The organism is Lysinibacillus sp. COL-1 (assembly GCF_059814265.1).
Genome location: NZ_JCAWSJ010000001.1, coordinates 26,426 through 46,162, shown reverse-complemented (window position 1 = coordinate 46,162; position 19,737 = coordinate 26,426). Strand labels below are relative to the sequence as shown.

General features: G+C 34.1%; 19 protein-coding genes. 12 read left to right on the top strand and 7 right to left on the bottom strand.

Annotation, left to right across the window (positions count from 1 at the left end; all coding sequences use genetic code 11):
* The first annotated feature begins 49 nt into the window (after positions 1 to 49).
* A complete protein-coding gene (locus AC6BKE_RS00215; RefSeq protein ID WP_079524004.1) occupies positions 50 to 625 on the top strand; it encodes a recombinase family protein in 576 nt (191 codons plus the stop codon).
* Positions 626 to 737: 112 nt separating this feature from the next.
* Positions 738 to 1,583 carry an AraC family transcriptional regulator gene (locus tag AC6BKE_RS00210; protein ID WP_229387497.1) on the top strand — a complete coding sequence of 282 codons (846 nt, stop codon included), beginning with the start codon at positions 738 to 740 and terminating at the stop codon, positions 1,581 to 1,583.
* Here the strand turns inward: AC6BKE_RS00210 and tnpB are convergent.
* Both tnpB and tnpA read right to left on the bottom strand, forming a co-directional pair.
* Positions 1,570 to 1,854, bottom strand: coding sequence for an IS66 family insertion sequence element accessory protein TnpB (gene tnpB, locus AC6BKE_RS00205; protein WP_411268580.1), 285 nt, complete (start codon positions 1,852 to 1,854; stop codon positions 1,570 to 1,572). The two genes, AC6BKE_RS00210 and tnpB, sit on opposite strands and share 14 nt — an antisense overlap.
* Before the next feature lie 189 nt (positions 1,855 to 2,043).
* Entirely contained in the window at positions 2,044 to 2,151 is a 108-nt protein-coding gene (gene tnpA / locus AC6BKE_RS00200) for an IS66 family insertion sequence element accessory protein TnpA (protein ID WP_379261829.1), read from the bottom strand.
* Positions 2,152 to 2,387: 236 nt separating this feature from the next.
* Between tnpA and AC6BKE_RS00195 the strand changes: the two genes are divergently transcribed.
* The 3 genes from AC6BKE_RS00195 to AC6BKE_RS00185 are packed head-to-tail and all read left to right on the top strand — an operon-like array spanning position 2,388 to position 6,157.
* Complete coding sequence (locus tag AC6BKE_RS00195; RefSeq protein WP_229387495.1) at positions 2,388 to 3,467, top strand: GerAB/ArcD/ProY family transporter; 1,080 nt, start codon at positions 2,388 to 2,390, stop codon at positions 3,465 to 3,467.
* 3 nt (positions 3,468 to 3,470) lie between these two features.
* Positions 3,471 to 5,006 (top strand): spore germination protein, encoded by a 1,536-nt coding sequence (locus AC6BKE_RS00190; protein ID WP_229387493.1) that lies wholly within the window; start codon positions 3,471 to 3,473, stop codon positions 5,004 to 5,006.
* Positions 5,003 to 6,157, top strand: coding sequence for a Ger(x)C family spore germination protein (locus AC6BKE_RS00185; RefSeq protein WP_229387491.1), 1,155 nt, complete (start codon positions 5,003 to 5,005; stop codon positions 6,155 to 6,157). The genes AC6BKE_RS00190 and AC6BKE_RS00185 overlap by 4 nt, the downstream gene beginning before the upstream one ends.
* A 114-nt stretch (positions 6,158 to 6,271) precedes the next feature.
* Here the strand turns inward: AC6BKE_RS00185 and AC6BKE_RS00180 are convergent, their stop codons facing one another.
* The 4 genes from AC6BKE_RS00180 to merR form a co-directional block, all read right to left on the bottom strand.
* A complete protein-coding gene (locus AC6BKE_RS00180) occupies positions 6,272 to 6,370 on the bottom strand; it encodes a sunset domain-containing protein (protein ID WP_449290221.1) in 99 nt (32 codons plus the stop codon).
* 530 nt (positions 6,371 to 6,900) lie between these two features.
* Positions 6,901 to 8,223 (bottom strand): ISL3 family transposase, encoded by a 1,323-nt coding sequence (locus AC6BKE_RS00175; protein ID WP_009374086.1) that lies wholly within the window; start codon positions 8,221 to 8,223, stop codon positions 6,901 to 6,903.
* 159 nt (positions 8,224 to 8,382) lie between these two features.
* Positions 8,383 to 10,023 carry a mercury(II) reductase gene (merA, locus tag AC6BKE_RS00170; protein ID WP_002440486.1) on the bottom strand — a complete coding sequence of 547 codons (1,641 nt, stop codon included), beginning with the start codon at positions 10,021 to 10,023 and terminating at the stop codon, positions 8,383 to 8,385.
* Positions 10,024 to 10,051: 28 nt separating this feature from the next.
* The gene (merR, locus tag AC6BKE_RS00165) at positions 10,052 to 10,444 is read right to left on the bottom strand and encodes a mercury resistance transcriptional regulator MerR (protein ID WP_001863748.1); all 393 of its coding nucleotides are present in this window, start codon (positions 10,442 to 10,444) and stop codon (positions 10,052 to 10,054) included.
* A 317-nt stretch (positions 10,445 to 10,761) separates the two neighbouring features.
* On the opposite strand from merR, the gene AC6BKE_RS00160 reads away from it, so the two are divergent.
* The 4 genes from AC6BKE_RS00160 to AC6BKE_RS00145 all read left to right on the top strand — a co-directional run bounded on the left by AC6BKE_RS00160 (position 10,762) and on the right by AC6BKE_RS00145 (position 15,037).
* Entirely contained in the window at positions 10,762 to 11,091 is a 330-nt protein-coding gene (locus AC6BKE_RS00160; protein ID WP_009374082.1) for a four-helix bundle copper-binding protein, read from the top strand.
* A gap of 452 nt (positions 11,092 to 11,543) precedes the next feature.
* Entirely contained in the window at positions 11,544 to 11,750 is a 207-nt protein-coding gene (gene copZ / locus AC6BKE_RS00155) for a copper chaperone CopZ (RefSeq protein ID WP_009374080.1), read from the top strand.
* An 81-nt stretch (positions 11,751 to 11,831) separates the two neighbouring features.
* The gene (locus tag AC6BKE_RS00150) at positions 11,832 to 14,252 is read left to right on the top strand and encodes a heavy metal translocating P-type ATPase (RefSeq protein ID WP_009374078.1); all 2,421 of its coding nucleotides are present in this window, start codon (positions 11,832 to 11,834) and stop codon (positions 14,250 to 14,252) included.
* A 167-nt stretch (positions 14,253 to 14,419) separates the two neighbouring features.
* Entirely contained in the window at positions 14,420 to 15,037 is a 618-nt protein-coding gene (locus AC6BKE_RS00145; RefSeq protein WP_009374077.1) for an NAD(P)/FAD-dependent oxidoreductase, read from the top strand.
* 86 nt (positions 15,038 to 15,123) lie between these two features.
* On the opposite strand, the gene AC6BKE_RS00140 is transcribed toward AC6BKE_RS00145, so the two are convergent.
* Positions 15,124 to 16,044, bottom strand: coding sequence for a C40 family peptidase (locus tag AC6BKE_RS00140; protein WP_009374075.1), 921 nt, complete (start codon positions 16,042 to 16,044; stop codon positions 15,124 to 15,126).
* A gap of 290 nt (positions 16,045 to 16,334) precedes the next feature.
* Here AC6BKE_RS00140 and AC6BKE_RS00135 point away from each other — a divergent pair, with 290 nt between their 5' ends.
* The 3 genes from AC6BKE_RS00135 (at position 16,335) to AC6BKE_RS00125 (ending at position 19,699) form a co-directional block, all read left to right on the top strand.
* Positions 16,335 to 17,261 (top strand): cupredoxin domain-containing protein, encoded by a 927-nt coding sequence (locus AC6BKE_RS00135; RefSeq protein WP_051145745.1) that lies wholly within the window; start codon positions 16,335 to 16,337, stop codon positions 17,259 to 17,261.
* A gap of 734 nt (positions 17,262 to 17,995) precedes the next feature.
* The gene (locus AC6BKE_RS00130; protein ID WP_009374071.1) at positions 17,996 to 18,577 is read left to right on the top strand and encodes a YdhK family protein; all 582 of its coding nucleotides are present in this window, start codon (positions 17,996 to 17,998) and stop codon (positions 18,575 to 18,577) included.
* Positions 18,578 to 18,769: 192 nt separating this feature from the next.
* Entirely contained in the window at positions 18,770 to 19,699 is a 930-nt protein-coding gene (locus AC6BKE_RS00125; protein WP_009374070.1) for a C39 family peptidase, read from the top strand.
* Positions 19,700 to 19,737: the final 38 nt, after the last annotated feature.

Below are 19,737 nucleotides of genomic sequence, written 5' to 3'. Positions count from 1 at the left end.
ATAGTTAAGAGCGTCTCATAAGACTTGTCTCAAAAAATGAGGTGATATTTTGCGGAAAATTGGTTATATACGTGTCAGTTCAACTAGCCAGAATCCTTCAAGGCAAGTTCAGCAACTGAACGAAATCAGAATGGATATTATTTTTGAAGAAAAAGTTTCCGGAGCAACAAAAGATCGTAAGCAACTTCAAAAGATGTTAGAGGATATACAAGAAGGCGACATCATTTATGTTACAGACTTAACTCGGATCACTCGAAGTACGCAGGATTTATTTGAATTGATTGATTTAATACGAAGTAAAAAGGCGAGCTTAAAATCACTCAAGGATTCATGGCTAGATTTATCAGAAGATAATCCTTACAGTCAATTCTTAATTACGGTAATGGCTGGTGTTAATCAATTAGAGCGAGATCTTATCCGTATGCGTCAACGTGAAGGGATTGAGCTGGCTAAGAAAGAAGGCAAGTTTAAAGGCCGGTTAAAGAAATATCATAAAAATCACGCAGGAATGAATTATGCAGTAAAACTATATAAAGAAGGCGGTATGACTGTAAATCAAATTTGCGAAATTACTAATGTATCTAGGGCTTCATTATATAGAAAGCTATCGGAAGGAAACAAATAGTTTGTCCTGATTCTATCAAAAGGTGTATTTTTTCACCAACATTTTTAGGCATGAAATGTCGGCAATTATTATCTATTTTGTTTTATAGTAAATATTGAAAGGGATTAAACTTATGGATTGGCTAGAAAGAATGAACAATGCGTTAAACTACATTGAAAATAGTCTGGATGAAGAAATAGACTACAAAAAGATTGCAAAAGCAGCTAATTGTTCTGAGTTTCATTTTTCAAGAATGTTCTCTTCAATCTCTGGTATATCGCTATCAGAATATATTAGACGTAGACGGTTAACACTCGCAGCATTTGAAATTCAAAAAAGTGATATTCGGATTATCGATGTGGCAATTAAATATGGTTATGTTTCTTCTGATACTTTCTCACGTGCCTTTCAAAAAATGCATGGAGTAACCCCTTCCAATGCTCGTAATAGAGGGGTACAGTTAAAAGCCTTTCCCAGAATTTCCTTTCAAATTTCTATTAAAGGAGATAACGAGATGGACTACAGAATTGAAAACCTTGATTTTGATTTAAGAATTGTTGGAAAAAGTAAGCCAGTAAAAACAAGCAGAGCATTTAAAACAATCCCTACGCTTTGGAACACTGCTAAAAAAGATGGATTTATGCAAGAACTAGTAGATATGTCATGGGAAAATCCAAAATGCACGCTTGAAAGCCTTCTGGGGGTTTGCGGAAAAGAAGCCGCCATAACAGATGAACAATTTTCCTATTTCATGGGCGTAAGATACGATGGGGAATCCCCAGAAAATATGGAGACGCTTATTATTCCCGCAGGTACATGGGCAGTTTTTCCGAACATAGTGGATGCATGGAAACGTTTATATTCCGAGTGGGTTCCTACCTCCGAGTATGAACTTGCAAATTTACCGTGTATAGAATGTTATTACGGTCAGAAGCATAAACCAAGACACGAACTCTGGGTCCCTGTTATCCCGAAGTAATATACAAATTCTCCAATAATAGAAGACTTTTATGGAGTGACAAAAAAGCCAAATTTCTCAATTTAATTGACGAGAAATCAGGCTTTTTATATTGGAATTTCCTTATTGTTGTAATCGGCATTTTCATGACGCTACCCTTATTGCAACAAAAAACAAATAGACTTGATGAAAATGGGTCTAGATTAAACTCCACCTGAACCAAAATAGCTAATCCGTCGATAGATTTCCTCATATTCGTACTACCTCGTTCGAGATAGACACTTTCAATCATTGAAGGTCTCAACATACTGATTGAAGCGTCCTTACTACATCTGGAAGTAACTTTGGATCGCATTCAGGTTCAACATCTAAAGAAGCTTGGCCACCCCCTACCACTAATCTTGATTTTCGAAAGAATCGTCCATTTCTAATGTCAACCATATAGGTGAATTATCACTTGTATCCTGAGTCATTTTAAGCTTTATTTCCAATACCAGAACTGATGAATGCTTCCTTCATTAGAAGCACACCATTTTGAAGCACTTTGTCCGCTGGCCAAACAGTTGGTAATCCGTTGTCCCCATTCCATTCATAATTGAGATTTATTCATCGCAAAACCTCCTTAGAATTCGATCTTTAGGAGATTATCGCATATAAAAAAATGCCAAACATGTGGGTAAGGTAGAGGCTTACACTTATAATATGAGGTGTTATATGAATAATTTCTTAATAAATGGAGAAAATACCGTTTAGTATCCTTGCCAATTAGTTTTGATGTGATTAGTTTATTCTTTATAAAATCCAACTAAGTTAGTAGGTTTAACAATGCAACAACATAAAGCGAATTTTTCACAAGTATTTGTTTTGTTTATGATGAGTATTGGCTTAATGAATCACGTTATGGTGATTCCTATGTTATTAGCTATCTCGAGGAGAGATTCATGGATTTCTGTCCTCTTATCTGGGGGATTCATTCTGGGATGGTTACTTTTTATTCGATTTATTATGAAAAAGTTAGACCACACACATCTGTATTCATGGTTAAATAACCACTTTGGGAATATTGTTGCAAAGGGATTATGTTTATTAATGTATATGTTTATTCTCTTATTTATTGGAGTTACCTTAAAAGATATGATTGTATGGACAGTTACATCCTATTTTCCACAAAGTCCTGCGCCCATTTTAGCTATTGTATTTTTAGTTATCTGTTTTTTTGCTGCAACATCTAATTTTACAACCTTATCTATTCTGTCAGGTTTTTTATTAGTATTTGTTGTTGCATTGGGCTTTTTCGTTATGAGTCTTAATCTTCCTCATAAGGATTATTCTCAAATATTTCCTATCCTTGAAAATGGATTGACACCCGTTATTAAAGGAATCGTCTACAGTTTAGGTTCTCTGCTAGAAGTGACTTTAATTTTTTTTATTCAACATAATTTAAAAATGAATATCAAGTCACGGAGTTTTATTATTCTTGGGTTAGTGTTGATCTGCTTAACGCTTGGCCCTTTATTGGGCTCTATTGCTATTTTTGGACCTGAAGAGGCTGCTAATCAGAGGTATCCTGCTTACGAAGAATGGAGATTATTGAAAATAGGAAAGTTTATTGAACATGTAGATTTCTTTTCAATTTACCAATGGCTATCAGGTGGATTTATTAGGATAAGTTTTGGTTTATATATTATTGGACAATTATTTTCATTTAAAAACGAGAAAAAAAGGAATGTATTAATAGGAATCAGTTCACTAATTACATTTGTGGCTGTTCTTCTTCCTATGAGTGATATTGAATTTGTTCGTTTTTTACAAAATGTTTATTTTCATTTATCTTTTTTATTTCTGCTTTTCTTTTCATTAGTATTAGGATTTTTAGTTTTTCTAAAAAGATTAAAGGAGAGATAATCCTTGAGAAGAGGGGAACAGAATAATAAAAAAAATGGGAATGGAAAATATACTATCTATAAACCTAATCCAATTATAAATGAGGAAAAAATACGTTCAACATATCAAAATAGTGAAGATGTAAAAGTAGTTCTCCATAAAATCGGGAGTGAAGATAGTGATATAGAGACCTTTTTCATTTATTGCGAGAGTTTAGTGGACAAAAAACAAATTAATCAATTTATTATTCCTCAATTAGAAAAAATAGCTCAAAAACATCAATACCGTTTCTTAAAAGAAGAAATTGATAAATATCAACAAGACCTAGAATGGACACCTTTAGAAGTGAGTGAAGGGTTCGAGTCTATTTCTTTGGAAATATTTAATGGAAATTTAGTTCTGTATTTTCCTAAGTCGTTTACCTTTTTCTCTGTTAGTGCATCAAATAAACCAAACCGTTCTACCGAACAATCTAATTACGAAACATCCATTCGTGGGCCAAGAGACAATTTTATTGAGGATATTTCAACAAACGTGGCACTTATTCGAAAAAGATTAAGACATCCCACCTTATCTTATCAAACATTGACGTTAGGTAAACGGACTCAAACTCAAATAGGGATATTATATTTAAAAGATGTAGTTAATTTAGAGATACTAAATAACATTCTAGAATGTCTAACTTTAATTGATATTGATGGCGTAGTTAGTTCAACTCAAATTCAAGAGATGGTATCGAAACAATCTTTATCTATTTTTCCTCTTTGTGGTGATACAGCCAGACCTGATTTTGCAGTGGAATGCTTATTGCAAGGTAGAGTAGTGATTATAATTGATGGCTCCCCAATTGTTATTATCGCTCCTGTTACTATAACTTTTTTAATAAAAGCTGCAGAAGATTCCCACTTTAATTTTCTAACTGTATCATTTGCACGCTTTTATCGGTGGGTTGGATTTCTTTTAGCTGTCTTCCTACCCGGATTTTGGATGGCATTACTTGCTTATCACCAAGATCAAATTCCTTTCCCTCTTCTTGCGACTGTGACTGTTGCAAGATCAGGTCTACCATTTCCAGCACCACTTGAGCTTATAATTGTTTTGTTTCTTTTTGAGATGTTCCGTGAAGCTGGTCAAAGATTACCTTCCCCACTTGGTCAAACCCTTTCAGTAGTAGGCGGACTAATCATTGGGGATGCTGCAATCCGTTCGGGTTTTATTTCCCCATCTGTGATTGTTATTACTGCTTTATCTGCTATTGCGGGATATACCCTAGTAAACCAACTACTAGCAGGAGCAGTATCCATACTCAGAGGCTTTGTACTATTATGTTCAATTTTAATGGGGTTATATGGTTTTATGCTTGGGGGATTTGTAATCGTTCTTTATCTTTCTAGATTGCGTTCCTTTGGGATACCTTACTTAGCTTTGGTTTTCCCAAAATCTAGTTCTGATTTTTTCAAGGCATTATTTCGCTTACCGTGGAGAAGTTATGGGCATAGAGTAAGTTACCTTCGGACCAATGATAGTTCTAAAACTGATGAAGGAGAAGGGAAAGAGTGAAGCTGAACAAACTAAAACTAATAACCATGATACTCTTGTCTAGCACAATATTATCTGGATGCTGGAATATTAAAGAAGTACAAGATATTTATTATGTAGCAGCTCTTGGTATAGATTTTAAAGAAGGAAAATATATAGCCTATGCTCAGTTACTTGACTTTTCTAATGTTGCTAAGTTAGAAGGGGCAAGACCTGATAAACAACCACCAGTTTGGATAGGAAGAGGGGAAGGCATTACAATTACGGAAGCATTAAATCAATTATATAAAGATGCACAACAAAGACTTTTTTGGGGACATGTCTCTACGCTAATTTTGAGTGAACAACTCCTAAAACAAGATATTAAAGATTCGATTGATTTTATTAATCGATACCGAGAAATACGCTATAATATTCTCTTATATGCTACAAAGGAACCCATAGAAGATGTACTTAAAACAAAAGCGTTTTTTACATTGTCGGGATTGTCAACCATTCTCCATGAACCATATGAAAGCTATAAACAGAGATCTTATATACAACCTAAACAGTTTCATCAATTTATTAGAGATAGCGATCCAATGGGACAAACAGCTTTAATTCCATCAGTTAAAATTTCGACGGAAAACTGGAAAGAAGAATCAAAAAAAGCACCATTATTAAGAAATGATGGTGCTTTTTTCATAAGAAATAATCGCCTAGAAGGCTGGCTTTCTGAGACTGATTTAAACGGTCTAAGATGGATGGATGAAAAAACCGTTCGATCTCCTGTGTGGATTGTTGAGAATGATAGCGCTGTTGTTTCAGTAGTGGTAGAGAAACCTAAGATTACCATTACCCCTATTATGAATAGTAAACCAATACTTTTTAATATTACAGTTGAAGTGCAAGCCGGAATCAATGAGAAAATCAAGGAAATTAATGATAAAGAGTTGGTTACAAAAACTGAAGATATTATAAAGTTAGAAATTCTAAACTCCTTTGAAAAAGGAATAGAAATAAATTCAGATATCTACAGATTAGGGGAATCATTATATCGACAAAACCCAAGTAAATGGAAAGAAGAAGTGAAAGCAGACTCGTTTTACTTAAATAAACATAGTATAAAGCATTTAAAAGTTAAAGTTAATTTAGTTAACTCAGGAAAGTTGAAGTACCAAGACGGATATTAATGTTAAACTTATAATTTTAGGGTGTTTTAACACATTCAAACTAGGTGATCCCTTATTAAATGATGGGTGATATACAGAAAGGCTTGTATATCACCCATTACTTCCAATTACCAATTAGGGAAAGCTCACTACTAAATATAAAGGAGCTCGCATACAAAAAATGACTTCTGACTTAGTTCGTTCATACCGAGGTGAATCTGCTGTATGATAAATTTTTATGATACTGAGAAATTGGACTTTTTTCTATTATAATTTCCTTAACGTTGTAAATCTGCATTTTCCTGACGGTACCCCAAACTATATATTAAATTTTACATATAGTATATCAGAAGCTTAGTGAACAGAGGGGGGATATAAGTGTGTATAAATAACAACTTTATAGAAGATCAAGCTTTTCATATAACAGAAAAGATTTTGGGGAACTCCATATACAAAGTGGTGAGGATTGAAGGCTCGAGAAGCAATACTCATAATCAAAAATCGAACGGGGAGAACCTTATAACAAAACTAATTTTAGAAGACGAGAATGGTGTATTTTATTCAATTAAACCTGATCAATTTGGTCTTATGTTCGCAAATGGAGAAGTTAGTTATAAAAAATACTGTCGATTGCAAAAAAAAGATGACTTAAAAGTAATTAGTTATTCAATCATAGGAATGGGAATCATAATTAGTATGATGATAGGTCTCATGAAGCTTCTCTTAGTTTAATAGGGTATTCGGATTTTATGGTGGAAAAGGGCTTATAAATCACCCTTCTCCAAATTCTTAATAAGTGTGGAAAAATCGACACCAAAGTTGTCTGTAATGTCGTGATCATTCACTTCATACCAATTGAAAGTATCGTATAACATAGCTTTATTGAAAGCACTTGAATTAAATCGTGGCTTACGCTTTTTATGGAGCTTCTCATTGAAAAGGATTTTGGCTCGTAAGGCATCAAACGAGTAACCTCTACCCATTCGCTCTACCTGCCTAATAATGCTGTTAATTGACTCCGTATAAGCATTAGTGAGCCTTTTATCAAAGTAGTTGAATATTTCGACATGCCAGTTGTCTACGGCTCTCACGAGGTCTTTATATGCGTCTTTAGAGTTGCTGGACATACAACGGTGTCTCCATTGACTATAACGAAGATGACCTTCATCTGGATCAGGAGTATCCCATATCCAGTAAAACTCTTCTTTGAGTTCATAGGCTTCTTTTAAAGCAGGAAGATTACCTAACCAAGTATCTAAGAGGAATGATTCACGTTCATTTAGATCGTGTTTACGCTTTAGAAGGATAAACCTTTCACGCATAAGGGTACGTCTTTCTTTTTGGCTCATATGGGCTTTCAAAGACTTTCTGACGTTATCTAAGGCTTGATTAGCCATTCTAACTACATGAAACTTATCTACGACAACTTTAGCGTGTGGAAGGATAGTGTTCACTGCGTCTTTGTAGGGCTTCCACATATCCATTGTGACGTACTCAATGTAAGTCCTGTCACTGATTTCTGAAAGACGTTGGATGACTGTTTCCTTGTTACGGTTAGGCTTGATGTCATAAATAGTCCTGCGTTCAATATTAGTCAATACAAGCCGAGGTCTACGGATAATATGTATCTCGTCTATCCCAAGCCACTTAGGAGTTTCAAACTGGTATTCACGTTCTTTGAGTGCCACATAGTCCTTAAAAACGTTCCTAATGGTTTTCTCGTCAACACCAACGCTTTCTGCGACTTCTACAAAGGTCTTAGACATGGATTGCTCTTGAATGGACTTTAAAAGCCTTTTGGTCATACTACGCTTTTCATCTACAGATATTAGGCGTTCCCAGAAGGTAGATCCGCATTCACGACACTTGTATCGTCTACGGTTCAATTGTAAGCCCACTCGCTTTAAACGAATGGGCAAATCCATAATTAGTTGATTTCTTGAACTGTGTTTGTACAACTTGTCAAAACCACATTCAGGACAACGTTCAGGTGGTCCGACTGCTTCAACTTTAAACATCATATCGGTTTCATTTTCTTGTGGCGGTTCTATTGTTTTAATGTCTGGTAGGGATAATAAGTCTGACATATTATTCATCCTTTATTACTCTGCGGTGTTAAGGTATCAATTATAGATTTGATGTCGAAATCATCAGTGTTAAATTATTTTTGTGACCACAAATGCACTTAGAAAATCCCTTAAAGCATTAGCTGGTTCACTTGAATAGGGAGTTGTAAAAAAGTTCCCTTAGCCTGCACAACAAGATAATTTCGAAATATCTTTATCGAACGTAAGTGCAGCTAATTTTAGCCCTTCAGCCATTGTTAAATATGGTGCTAGGGTTTCTGTTAAATCTTCTATCGTTAAGCCAAATTTAACAGCTAATGATGCTGCATAGATGACATCTCCTGCATTCTCAGATACAATATGAACCCCTAATACTTTTAGTGTTTCTGCATCTGCTACTAGTTTAAATACACCGGTTGTTTCACGGTTTACAATTGCTCTTGGAACAGCATCTAAAGGTAATACAGATGTCTTCACATCATACCCTTTCTCTTTTGCTTGTTCTTCTGTTAAACCAACCGTTGCAACCGTCGGATTCGTAAACGTAACAGCAGGAACTACCGATAAATCTATTTTTTTGTTTAATCCACCAATAGCATTATCAGTAATAATTCCACCTTCATAGGCTGCTACATATACAAATTGTGGTCCTAAAGTCACATCTCCTGCTGCATAAATCTTTTCATTACTTGTTTGACCAAAATCATTGATCAGGATTTCATTATTTTTTCCAGTTTCAACACCTGCTGCACTTAAATTTAAAGAATCCGTATTTGGTTTTCTTCCAGTGGCAACAAGTAACTGATCTGATTCAATGACTTCTCTACTGCCATTTACTGTTACGTAAACCCTTTTTATCTCTCCACTTTGTTCAACACGCTCAAAAGTTGCCCCTTTGACAAGGTTTATACCCTGTTCAATTAACGCTTTTTCAACTGACTCTGAAATCTCAGGATCATACTCCTTTAAAAGTCGCTCACTTCTTTGCATAAGCGTTATTTCTGAACCTAAATGATGAAATAGTTGTCCAAGCTCCATTCCAATGTATCCTGAACCAATTACAGTTAATCGTTTTGGTATTTTCTTTAACTCAAGAAGTGTTGTACTAGTTAAATAGTCCATTTTTTCAAGTCCTGAAATTTGGGGCAACGAAGGCGATGCACCTGTTGCAATTAAAAAGCGTTTTGCAGATAACTTTGCCCCATTGACCTCAACCGTACTAGCATCAACGAATTTTGCTTCACCTTTAATTAAATCAAAATTATATTCATCAATTAAATCCATATATTTTTGATTCCGAAGTTCGCTCACCAATTTATCCTTTTGCGTGATTAAACTAGCTAAATCCACTTCTCCAGCGGATGTTTGTAAACCTATAAACGGATTGTCTTTTGATAAATGATTGATTTCCCCTGCCCTAAGAAGAGTTTTTGACGGAACACAGCCAATATTCACACAGGTTCCCCCAACCGTTCCACGCTCAATCATTCCAACTTTTGCACCGTATTCTATAGCTTTAATTGCCGAAGAAAAGGCAGCAGCACCAGAACCAATAATAAGAAGGTCATAATTGTCTTCATTAATTAACGCCACGTTTTCTAGTGATGATACTTCTTCAATTTCTCCGGCTTGGTAATTTGCTTCATCAATCGCCTTTATTGCACTTTCAACCTCAATATCATCGGGCAGTTCAAATACTGCTTCACCACGACGATAACTAGACTCAATATTTTTAGCACCTATCTTTTCAAGTGCTGATTCTACGTGTTTTTCACAACCCGTACAAGTCATTCCTGAAATGTTTACCTTAAATTTATTCATAAAAAAGCTCCTTTCGTTAATTAATCTCTCATGTTAATGTTTCTATTATTGGACACGAATGTAATTGCTTTTCATCTGGACATCGTTGTTTTAAGTCGTCTAACATAGTTTCAATTCGTTTTAAATCCTCTATTTGTTTTTGCACTTCCTTTTGTTTTTTAGAAACAAATTCGAACATATCTTGACAACGAACTTCATCTTTATCTACAACACCAAGTAATTTATAAATCTCGCTTAAAGAAAAACCAAGTTCCTGTATTCGTTTAATAAACCCAACACGCTTAACGTCATCATATGAATATATCCGATAACCAGCTTCCGTTCGGTGAGGTTCTTGTAATAAATTTTTTCGCTCGTAATATCTGATCGTTTCTTTATTAACTCCACATTTATCTGCAAACTCACTAATGCGATAAATCATCTTATTTCACCCCATGAATATTATAAACCGTGTACCATAGTACACGGTCAAGTAAATTGGACTATTTTATTTTTTTCCCAAAGTATCACTCGTATGTGATTGATACTTTTATATAATACTATTGATTATCCTAACATCCCACCAGAAAATCCGATTTAAACACCAGTTGTTTTTAAACTATTAAGAAAGTAATTCCACTATATATTCCGAAGACCCGTTTAATATCAATAGGGAAGATTAGTTATGATTGAATGGGGTATATAGTAAATAGGAGTGGTTATAATAAGACAGACTAAATTAACAGGAGGTATTTAAAATTGAAAATGAGCTATGAAGAATGTATTAAAGCTTGTCTAGAGTGTATGAAGGAATGTAATAAATGTTATCATGAATGTCTAGAAGAAGATGATGTTAAAATGTTAGCGGAGTGCATTCGTACCCTTAGAGAATGTGCCGATATTTGTGCATTTTCTGCTAAATCGATGCAGTCTGGTAGTCCATTCGTAAAGCAAATTTGTCAATTATGTGCTGAGATTTGTCAGGCATGTGGTGATGTTTGTAAAAAACATGAACATCATAAACATTGCCAAGAATGTGCAGAAACATGTTACCGATGCGCTGAAGTATGTAAAAAAATGGCTGTGTAGAAGATTTGATTTTATAAATGAAGAATCAATGATAAATAAAAGTAATTCTTCTAACGCGAAAATGTTTTAAACTCTGCTTATTTAGGAGCAGAGTTTTTTGATGGACTGCTAAAAAATTTAATTAAGTCACAGTGTTTGAATGTTAAATAAACGTGATATTTAACATATACTGCATAATTAGTGACGCATATAGTAAATTAAAACACCACTTTACATACCTAACTGGGGTATGGTAACATGAATGTGTGTTTAGAGGAGGTTGATAATTTACGGTGATGATGTAATTACAAATTTATCGTTTAAAGAAAGCTTGTTTGATAATGATAAACTGCATTAAAAGTGATGAAGCCAATATAAGTTAAAATCACAATTCGAAAGTTAAAAGGAAATATAAAAAAATTATTAATACCCTTTTACATTTTATAAAAATATTTCAAAAGAGAGGGATTTTTATGGAAAATAGAATCTTAAAGGTAACTGGAATGTCATGTGGTCATTGTGTAAATACTGTTGAAAAAAGTTTAGGGAAATTAGAAGGTGTTGATCAAGTAAACGTGAATTTAAAAGATGCACAAGTTGAAGTATCGTTTAATGAATCCCAAGTATCGCTTGAGAAAATTAAGGAAACAATAGAAGAACAGGGATATGAGGTAAAATAATATTTTTGAGAGTGCATAAATGCACTCTCTTGTTTTCAAAAATATATACCCCTATTGGGTATGAGGAAGGTGAACAGCATCATGAGTAATACATTAAAAGAAGCGAGCATTCAGATCACAGGAATGACCTGTGCAGCTTGTGCAACTCGTATAGAAAAAGGTTTAAATAAAATGGATGGTGTGGAACAAGCGACTGTTAATTTAGCGCTTGAAAAATCATCTATTAAGTACAATCCAGCAAAATTAAGTGAAGAAGATTTCGAAAAAAAAATAGAAGCACTTGGTTATGGGGTTGTTAAACAAAAGGCGGAACTTGATATTACAGGTATGACATGTGCAGCTTGTGCAACTCGCATTGAAAAAGGGTTAAATAAGTTAAGTGGTATCTCTTCTGCCAATGTTAACTTAGCCCTGGAAAAAGCAATGATTGAGTTTAATCCATCTGAAGTGTCAATCGTAGACATCATTGCGAAGGTGGAGAAATTGGGCTATGGGGCTCATCAAAAGGCTGATGAACAGGAAACAGTGGACCATCGAGAAAAGGCCATTAAACAGCAACAACGAAAATTTATTTTATCGGCTATTCTTTCTTTACCGCTGCTTTGGACGATGGTTGGACATTTTTCCTTTACATCATTTTTATATGTCCCAGAATTTCTAATGAATCCGTGGATCCAAATGGTATTGGCTACTCCTGTGCAATTTATTGTTGGTAAGCAATTCTATGTAGGGGCATATAAAGCTTTACGTAATGGTAGTGCTAATATGGACGTACTTGTGGTCATGGGGACATCAGCAGCTTATTTCTATAGTGTTTATCAAGCGATTGTGACGATAGGGTCGCATCATGGTCCAAATCTTTATTTTGAAACGAGTGCTGTATTAATTACATTAATATTATTAGGTAAATTATTTGAAGCCAAAGCAAAAGGACGCTCATCTGAAGCCATAAAAAAACTAATGGGACTTCAAGCTAAAACCGCTATTGTTGTACGTGACGGTGTAGAAAAAGAGGTTCCTTTAGAAGAAGTTATCATTGGCGATGTTATTCTAGTGAAACCAGGTGAAAAGATACCTGTAGATGGTGAGGTAATAGAGGGAACAACAGCTGTTGATGAATCAATGCTTACAGGTGAAAGTTTACCAGTTGATAAAAAGCAAGGCGATCAATTATTTGGATCGACGATTAATAAAAATGGATTTATTAAAATGACAGCGACAAAGGTTGGTCGTGACACAGCGTTAGCACAAATCATTAAAGTGGTTGAGGATGCTCAAGGATCAAAAGCACCAATTCAACGCTTAGCAGATCAAATTTCGGGGGTTTTTGTACCAATTGTTGTTGGCATTGCAATTGTCACATTTTTAGTTTGGATCATTTGGGTTCGCCCAGGAGAATTTACACCAGCTTTAGAGGTCTTAATTGCAGTACTTGTAATCGCTTGCCCTTGTGCGCTTGGGTTAGCAACGCCAACCTCCATAATGGCAGGTTCAGGTCGTGCAGCTGAATTTGGTATTTTATTTAAAGGTGGAGAACATTTAGAACAAACACAAAGTATTGATACAGTGGTTGTAGATAAAACAGGTACAGTAACACATGGTAAGCCTGTTCTTACAGACGTTCTTTTAGATTCAGAGCAGGAGGAAGCTCGTTTTTTATCATTAATTGGGGCTGCTGAAAAACAGTCAGAGCATCCGTTAGCAGAAGCTATAGTACAGGGCATAGAAAAACGTGGCATAGCATTAGGAGAAGTTCAATTTTTTGAGGCTATTCCAGGTTATGGTGTGCAGGCAACTGTGTCAGGTCAAGGAGTTGTCATTGGTACACGAAAATTAATGCAACAATACGGAATCAATATTGATAATATTTTACCAACAATGGAGCAGTTAGAGCGAAACGGTAAAACAGCAATGCTTGCTGCCATTAATGGTCAGTATGCAGGCTTAGTAGCTGTTGCTGATACAGTTAAAGATACGTCAAAAGAGGCAATCCACCGACTACAGAATATGGGCATTACAGTCATTATGATGACTGGTGATAATGAACGTACAGCTCAAGCGATAGGAACAGAAGTAGGCGTGAATCAAGTTATCGCTGAAGTATTGCCTGAAGGTAAAGCAGACGAGGTGAAAAAGCTACAAGCACAAGGGAAAAATGTAGCGATGGTGGGAGATGGTATTAATGATGCTCCGGCATTGGCCACAGCAAATATCGGTATGGCCATTGGTACAGGAACGGATGTTGCCATGGAAGCTGCTGATATTACGTTAATTCGTGGCGATTTAAATAGTATTGCAGATGCTATTTTAATGAGTCGAAAAACAATGCGGAATATTAAGCAAAACCTATTTTGGGCATTTGCCTACAATACTTTGGGTATTCCTATTGCTGCAATAGGTCTACTTGCTCCATGGGTAGCAGGTGCGGCGATGGCATTTAGTTCTGTATCTGTAGTTTTAAATGCATTACGCTTACAAAGAGTAAAATTAGATAATAAATAACCCTTTAATTCAATTGTAAACTTTACTCTATTGGGTTTACTTATAAAGAAATACGCAATAGTTTAACTGACATAATTTAACTTACTATTTTCATCAGATAAACCATCCTTAGGTAGGTAAAGAGCAAAATAAATTAATTGTTTGGGAAAGTATGGAGGAAAATTGGTATGAGTAATGAAGATAAAAAAATTAAAATTGCCGTTAATGGGGGAATAGAATTTGGGGCAAAACTAAATTCTAAACAACTTTTAACGATCACCAAATATATGGAAGACGACGCACAGCTTGAGTTAACAACCTTCCAACAACTCTATCTAGAAATTCCGGAAAATAAAAAAGAAGAAATAATTGAAGAATTCAACCGTGTTAATTTATCTTGTTATCCAGTTGGCAACTTTGTAAAGAGTTTGAGAACATGTAATTTTTGCAAAGGAGAAGAAGAAGAGGGGATGCCAGTAGCAAAAGAAATAAATAATCGTATAGCAGGAAAAGCTGTACCATTCACTCTTAAAGTTGCATACACAGGTTGCCCTGTTGGTTGCGGTGAACCAATGTTAAGTGATATAGGGATTATGAAAATTAAAGACCATTACAATTTATATGTTGGAGGAAAAGCAAAAGGGAAAGATGCAGAGGTGGGATCTTTGTTGCAAGAGAATCTAACACCAGATGAATTGTACGATAAAATAGAAAAGATTATAAATGTATATTCACAGAATGGAAAAAAACGAGAAACGTTTTTCAAATTTTTAAAACGGATAGGAAAAGAAGAGTTAATAAATTAGTTTTACTCTAAGAAGTTCTGGGAAGGTTATAATGGCGGCTCTGAATAAATGAGCCGCCATTTTTAATTTAAGTCCTCGAACAAAATTTATCGAGTTAATCGTTCTATAAAGATATTTAATTGATTTAATGTTACTTTGTCGTTTACGCCAAATGTGCCATCACCTTTACCTTGCGTAATCTTATTTGATGAAAGAACTGCTATAAAATTTTTGGCCCAATGAGTACTCGTTACATCTGTAAAATTCTTTGGTTCTCCTTGTTGTTCTAAATCAAATGCTTCAACTAAAACCTTTGCTAATTGACCGCGAGTAATCGGTGAATTTGGGTTAAATTTACCATTACTATCTCCATTAAAAATTCCAAGTTTTTTTAGTGCTACTATAGCTCCAGCTTGTTCAGAAGATGATTTAACATCAGGGAAACTTGAGTTTGTATCACTTGTATCTAATGCTAAAGCTTTAGCAAGCTGTATGGCTACTGCTCCACGTGAGGCATAAATGGAAAAGTCTATCTCTTCACCTTTAACTTCTGCTTGAGCTATTTCATTTGTAGTAAAGTTTGCAATACGTTTTGCACCTATATAACGAGAACCCCAATAGTAAGGATCGTTTAATTTATCAATTCTAACACCCGAACTTGGAGTAGCTGATATAAAATTACCATTCTCTATGTATATTCCAACGTGAGATATGCCGTTGCCTGAAGTATTAAAAAATACGAGGTCACCTGCTTTTAAACTATCTTTAGAAACAGAAGTACCTTGCTGATATTGGTCTTTAGATGTGCGCTCTAAAGAAATACCTAACTTAGAAAATATAAACTTTGTATATGCTGAACAATCTACACCTGTATTAATATCATTCCCACCATATTTATAAGGAGCTCCTATATAATCTTTCGCTGTACTCGTCAAATCAGTAACTGATGCTGCTTCAGCATCATTCATACCTATTCCTGAAAAAATTACAAATGACGCAAAAACCGGTAGTAACCATCTCTTTTTCACTAAACTTACTCCTTTCGAAAAGCAATCGCTTTTTTGATTAAAGTAAGAATAGCATGGAATAGAGATACTAAATTTTTCATTTATATTACTGATTTGTGCAGAATATTAAAATTGGTGACTTAATATACTCGGTGTAATCTCACTGCAATAATAACTAGGTGATGTTACTTGAAGATAAATAAAACTTAAATCAAGTAATAATAAAATAAATACTCTCTTTCGAGCATACCTATATAAGGTATACGGTGTGTATTTTAGACAGGCTAATTAAATTGTTAAAGGATGGATATGTGGGATTTTATCAAATGTTTGTCTTAGTATCACTAATGTTTTTATTGTTAATTGTCATAATGGTTTCAAGAATTATGAAAAAGACTATTAAGCCTATGCAAGGTATGACTATTTCAATGTTTTTTAGTATGAATGTAGGGCTAACATTAGGAATACTTTTTGGAGTTACCTTTCAAGGGAACTTGTTTTACTCAACGATTATTTCAATTATTCTCGGTGCAAGCATTGGCTTTTTAAGTGGTTGCAACTTTGGATTATTACCTATGTTAGAAGGTTTAATGGCAGGTTTAATGGCTGGTATGATGGGGGCAATGTTAGGTGAAATGGTGGATGGCGGGCAATCCATTGTATTAATAAGAATTTTTCTGTTGCTATCAATTTTCACTATTTTTTTATTTGCGCTACTTCCAAGTAAAAGTCAAAAAACATTCCAAAGTCAAATGGGCTTTTTAACACCCTTCTTCTTTTCGGTTTTTATACTCTTCTACTTTTTTGGGGGCATTCCTTTTGCCGAAAAACAAATAAACTTTATTAAAGACTCTTCTTTAGTGGATCATAATCTACACTCGAACGCTCAAAATAAATTAGAAAAGAAAGAGATTAAGATTATTTCTATAGAAACAGAAAATATGAAGTATTCGCCCTCTGAAGTAATTTTGGAGAAGAATCAACCGGTTTCATTAGAATTAATTAATAAAGATAATATAGAACATGATATTGAAGTTACAATACCAACATCAAATACTATTAGTAGTAATAATCATGTACATCACAAAAAGGAGGAGAATATGATTCATCTCCATGTTGGGCCTAAAAATACAGAAAAAATGAGTTTTACTCCCATTAATACAGGAGAATATCAATTTGTTTGTACTATTCCAGGACATAAGGAGCTTGGTATGGTTGGCAAGTTTATAATTAAGTAATTAGCTTTGATTTTGTAATTGATATACAAATGGAGTTGTCAAATTAAATACAATGATACTTATTTGAAAATGCCCAGTTATTATTAACAGGGCATAAGGTATATCTATATATTTAGATAAGCTCTATTTTTTGATAAATAAGATGACGGTGAAATAAAAAATGTTTAGTCTCAAATAAAAGTAGGGTATTAATTTTGAAGCATATGGATACAATCACAAATATTATTTTGCTTCGTTTTCATTACTTTGTATAATTTCGTTTACCATTTTTAATTCAGAAATCAAATAATCTATCTGTTGTTGCAAGTAACTTGATGGCGAAGAAAAATCGCTTGTAAATTGGCCATCTTCACTACTTACAGTCTTTAAGACATTCAATGCAATTTCCACAGTTAATGCAAATAATTCATCACCTAGTTTTTCAATAGATTCAATTAATAATTGAGAATCAGAAAATGTTTTAAAAGCTTCGTTATCAATGGTTATCTACTCCTTAAAAAATTGGTTAATCTCATTATATGAATTAATTTAAAAAAAGCTCCTTACCCCTTTTGCTGTTTCAACATTTTTGACAATCCAGGTTTTAAAAATGAATAAGGAAGGTATCTTTAAAATGTATATATTAAATTTTCTTGGTGATTCTAAATAAAGAAAAACTCGTATGAAATATCCCTAAAGTAAATTTATGATGATTGGGAATACAAAAATTCAAGCCTGCGAGTAGGAGGACTATGATGGAGAAAAAAATTATAATGAGTCTTGTTACTATAGTTGCTGCATTAATGCTTTCTGCATGTACAGGAAATACAAATAAGAAAGAAAGTCAACAAGAAATGCAGACAAATGAAATGGCCGAGAAAGATATGGAAGGTATGGACCATTCTGAAATGAATCCTAGTTCAAATGAACTTCCTGAAGGTTTAAAAGAAGCTGAAAATCCTAAGTTTGGAGTTGGGACAAAAGCAATAATTCATGCAGATCACATGAAAGGCATGGATGGAGCTGAAGCAACAATTGTAGGGGCATACGATACAATAGTCTATACTATATCTTACGCTCCTACAAATGGTGGAAATCGAGTAACAAATCATAAGTGGGTCATTCAAGAAGAAATAGAAGGTGCTGGTTCAGAGCCATTTGAACCAGGAACACAGGTTATTATAAATGCTAATCATATGGAGGGTATGGAAGGGGTAACTGCAAAAATTGATTCCGCAGAAGAAACTACTGTGTATGTGGTTGACTACACTTCTACTAATGGTGAAAAAATAAAAAATCATAAATGGCTAACGGAAAGTGAATTATCTTCTCCATAAAAATTAAATACTTAAAGATGTTCGACGAGTCAATTTTGACAAATTGGACATCTTTTTTAGTTTTAGAAATTCTATAATATCCTTTAATTTTAATCCATAATTTCTCCATAATTATTCGTTATATTCATTTTTAATAATATAACAATAACTGAGGAGGCGTGGGAAATTAGAAAGAGAGGAATTATCTTCACTTTGGGAGTATTAGTAGTTTTTTTAAAGGGTTGTACAAACGAAAATATCAATTCAAATAAAATAGCAGTTTTAACAGTTGAATATTTTAGTGGAGATCCACTTAATGATCTATATGTGGAATTACTCGATGAAGAAGGGAAAGAAATAGATTCAACAATTAGTTTGGATAAAGGTGAGGCAGAATTTTATAATTTACAACCAAATGAAACTTATACAGTAAAAGTAGGGAGTCCAGACAATTTTACAACAGGGATGTATTTAACAGAAAAAAAATTTACGTATACGTCATCTACACAATCCATATTGGTTCAAACATATGCAGTAAATCATAATAAAGGATTTGGAGTACCTGTAATTCTACAAAATCCTGAACTACCAAATGGGTGTGAAATAACTACTCTTACAGCAGTACTTAATTACTATGGTGCAGAAACATCTAAATTAGAAATGGATCAAAATTATTTACCTAAACAATCTTTTGAATACAAAATGAAAAAAAAGTATGGGCCAAATCCTAATCAAGCATATGGCGGCGAGCCAAGTAATCTAGAAACGGGTACATATGTTTTTGCCGAACCAATTGTCAAAGCAGCTAATAATTTTATCACAGAGAGAAAGTTAGATTTACAAGCAAAAAATATTAGTGGAAGAACAATAAAAGAAATAACAAATTATATTAGACAGGGAATACCAGTTATTACATGGGTAACATTGGACCTCTCACCACCAAAGGTTAAAGGGGGATGGATTATTGAAGAAACAGGTGAATACCATCAAATGTATCAAAATTTACATACAATGGTACTATTATCTGTGGGAGATACTACTGTGGAAGTAATGGATCCACGTAAGGGAATTATAACATTGGATAAGGGAGCATTTTTTAATAGTTATGAAGCATTAGGCGAACAGGCAGTTGTTGTTTATTAACAATAGTTCATTATATGCAAGTAATAGGTTAAAAAAGA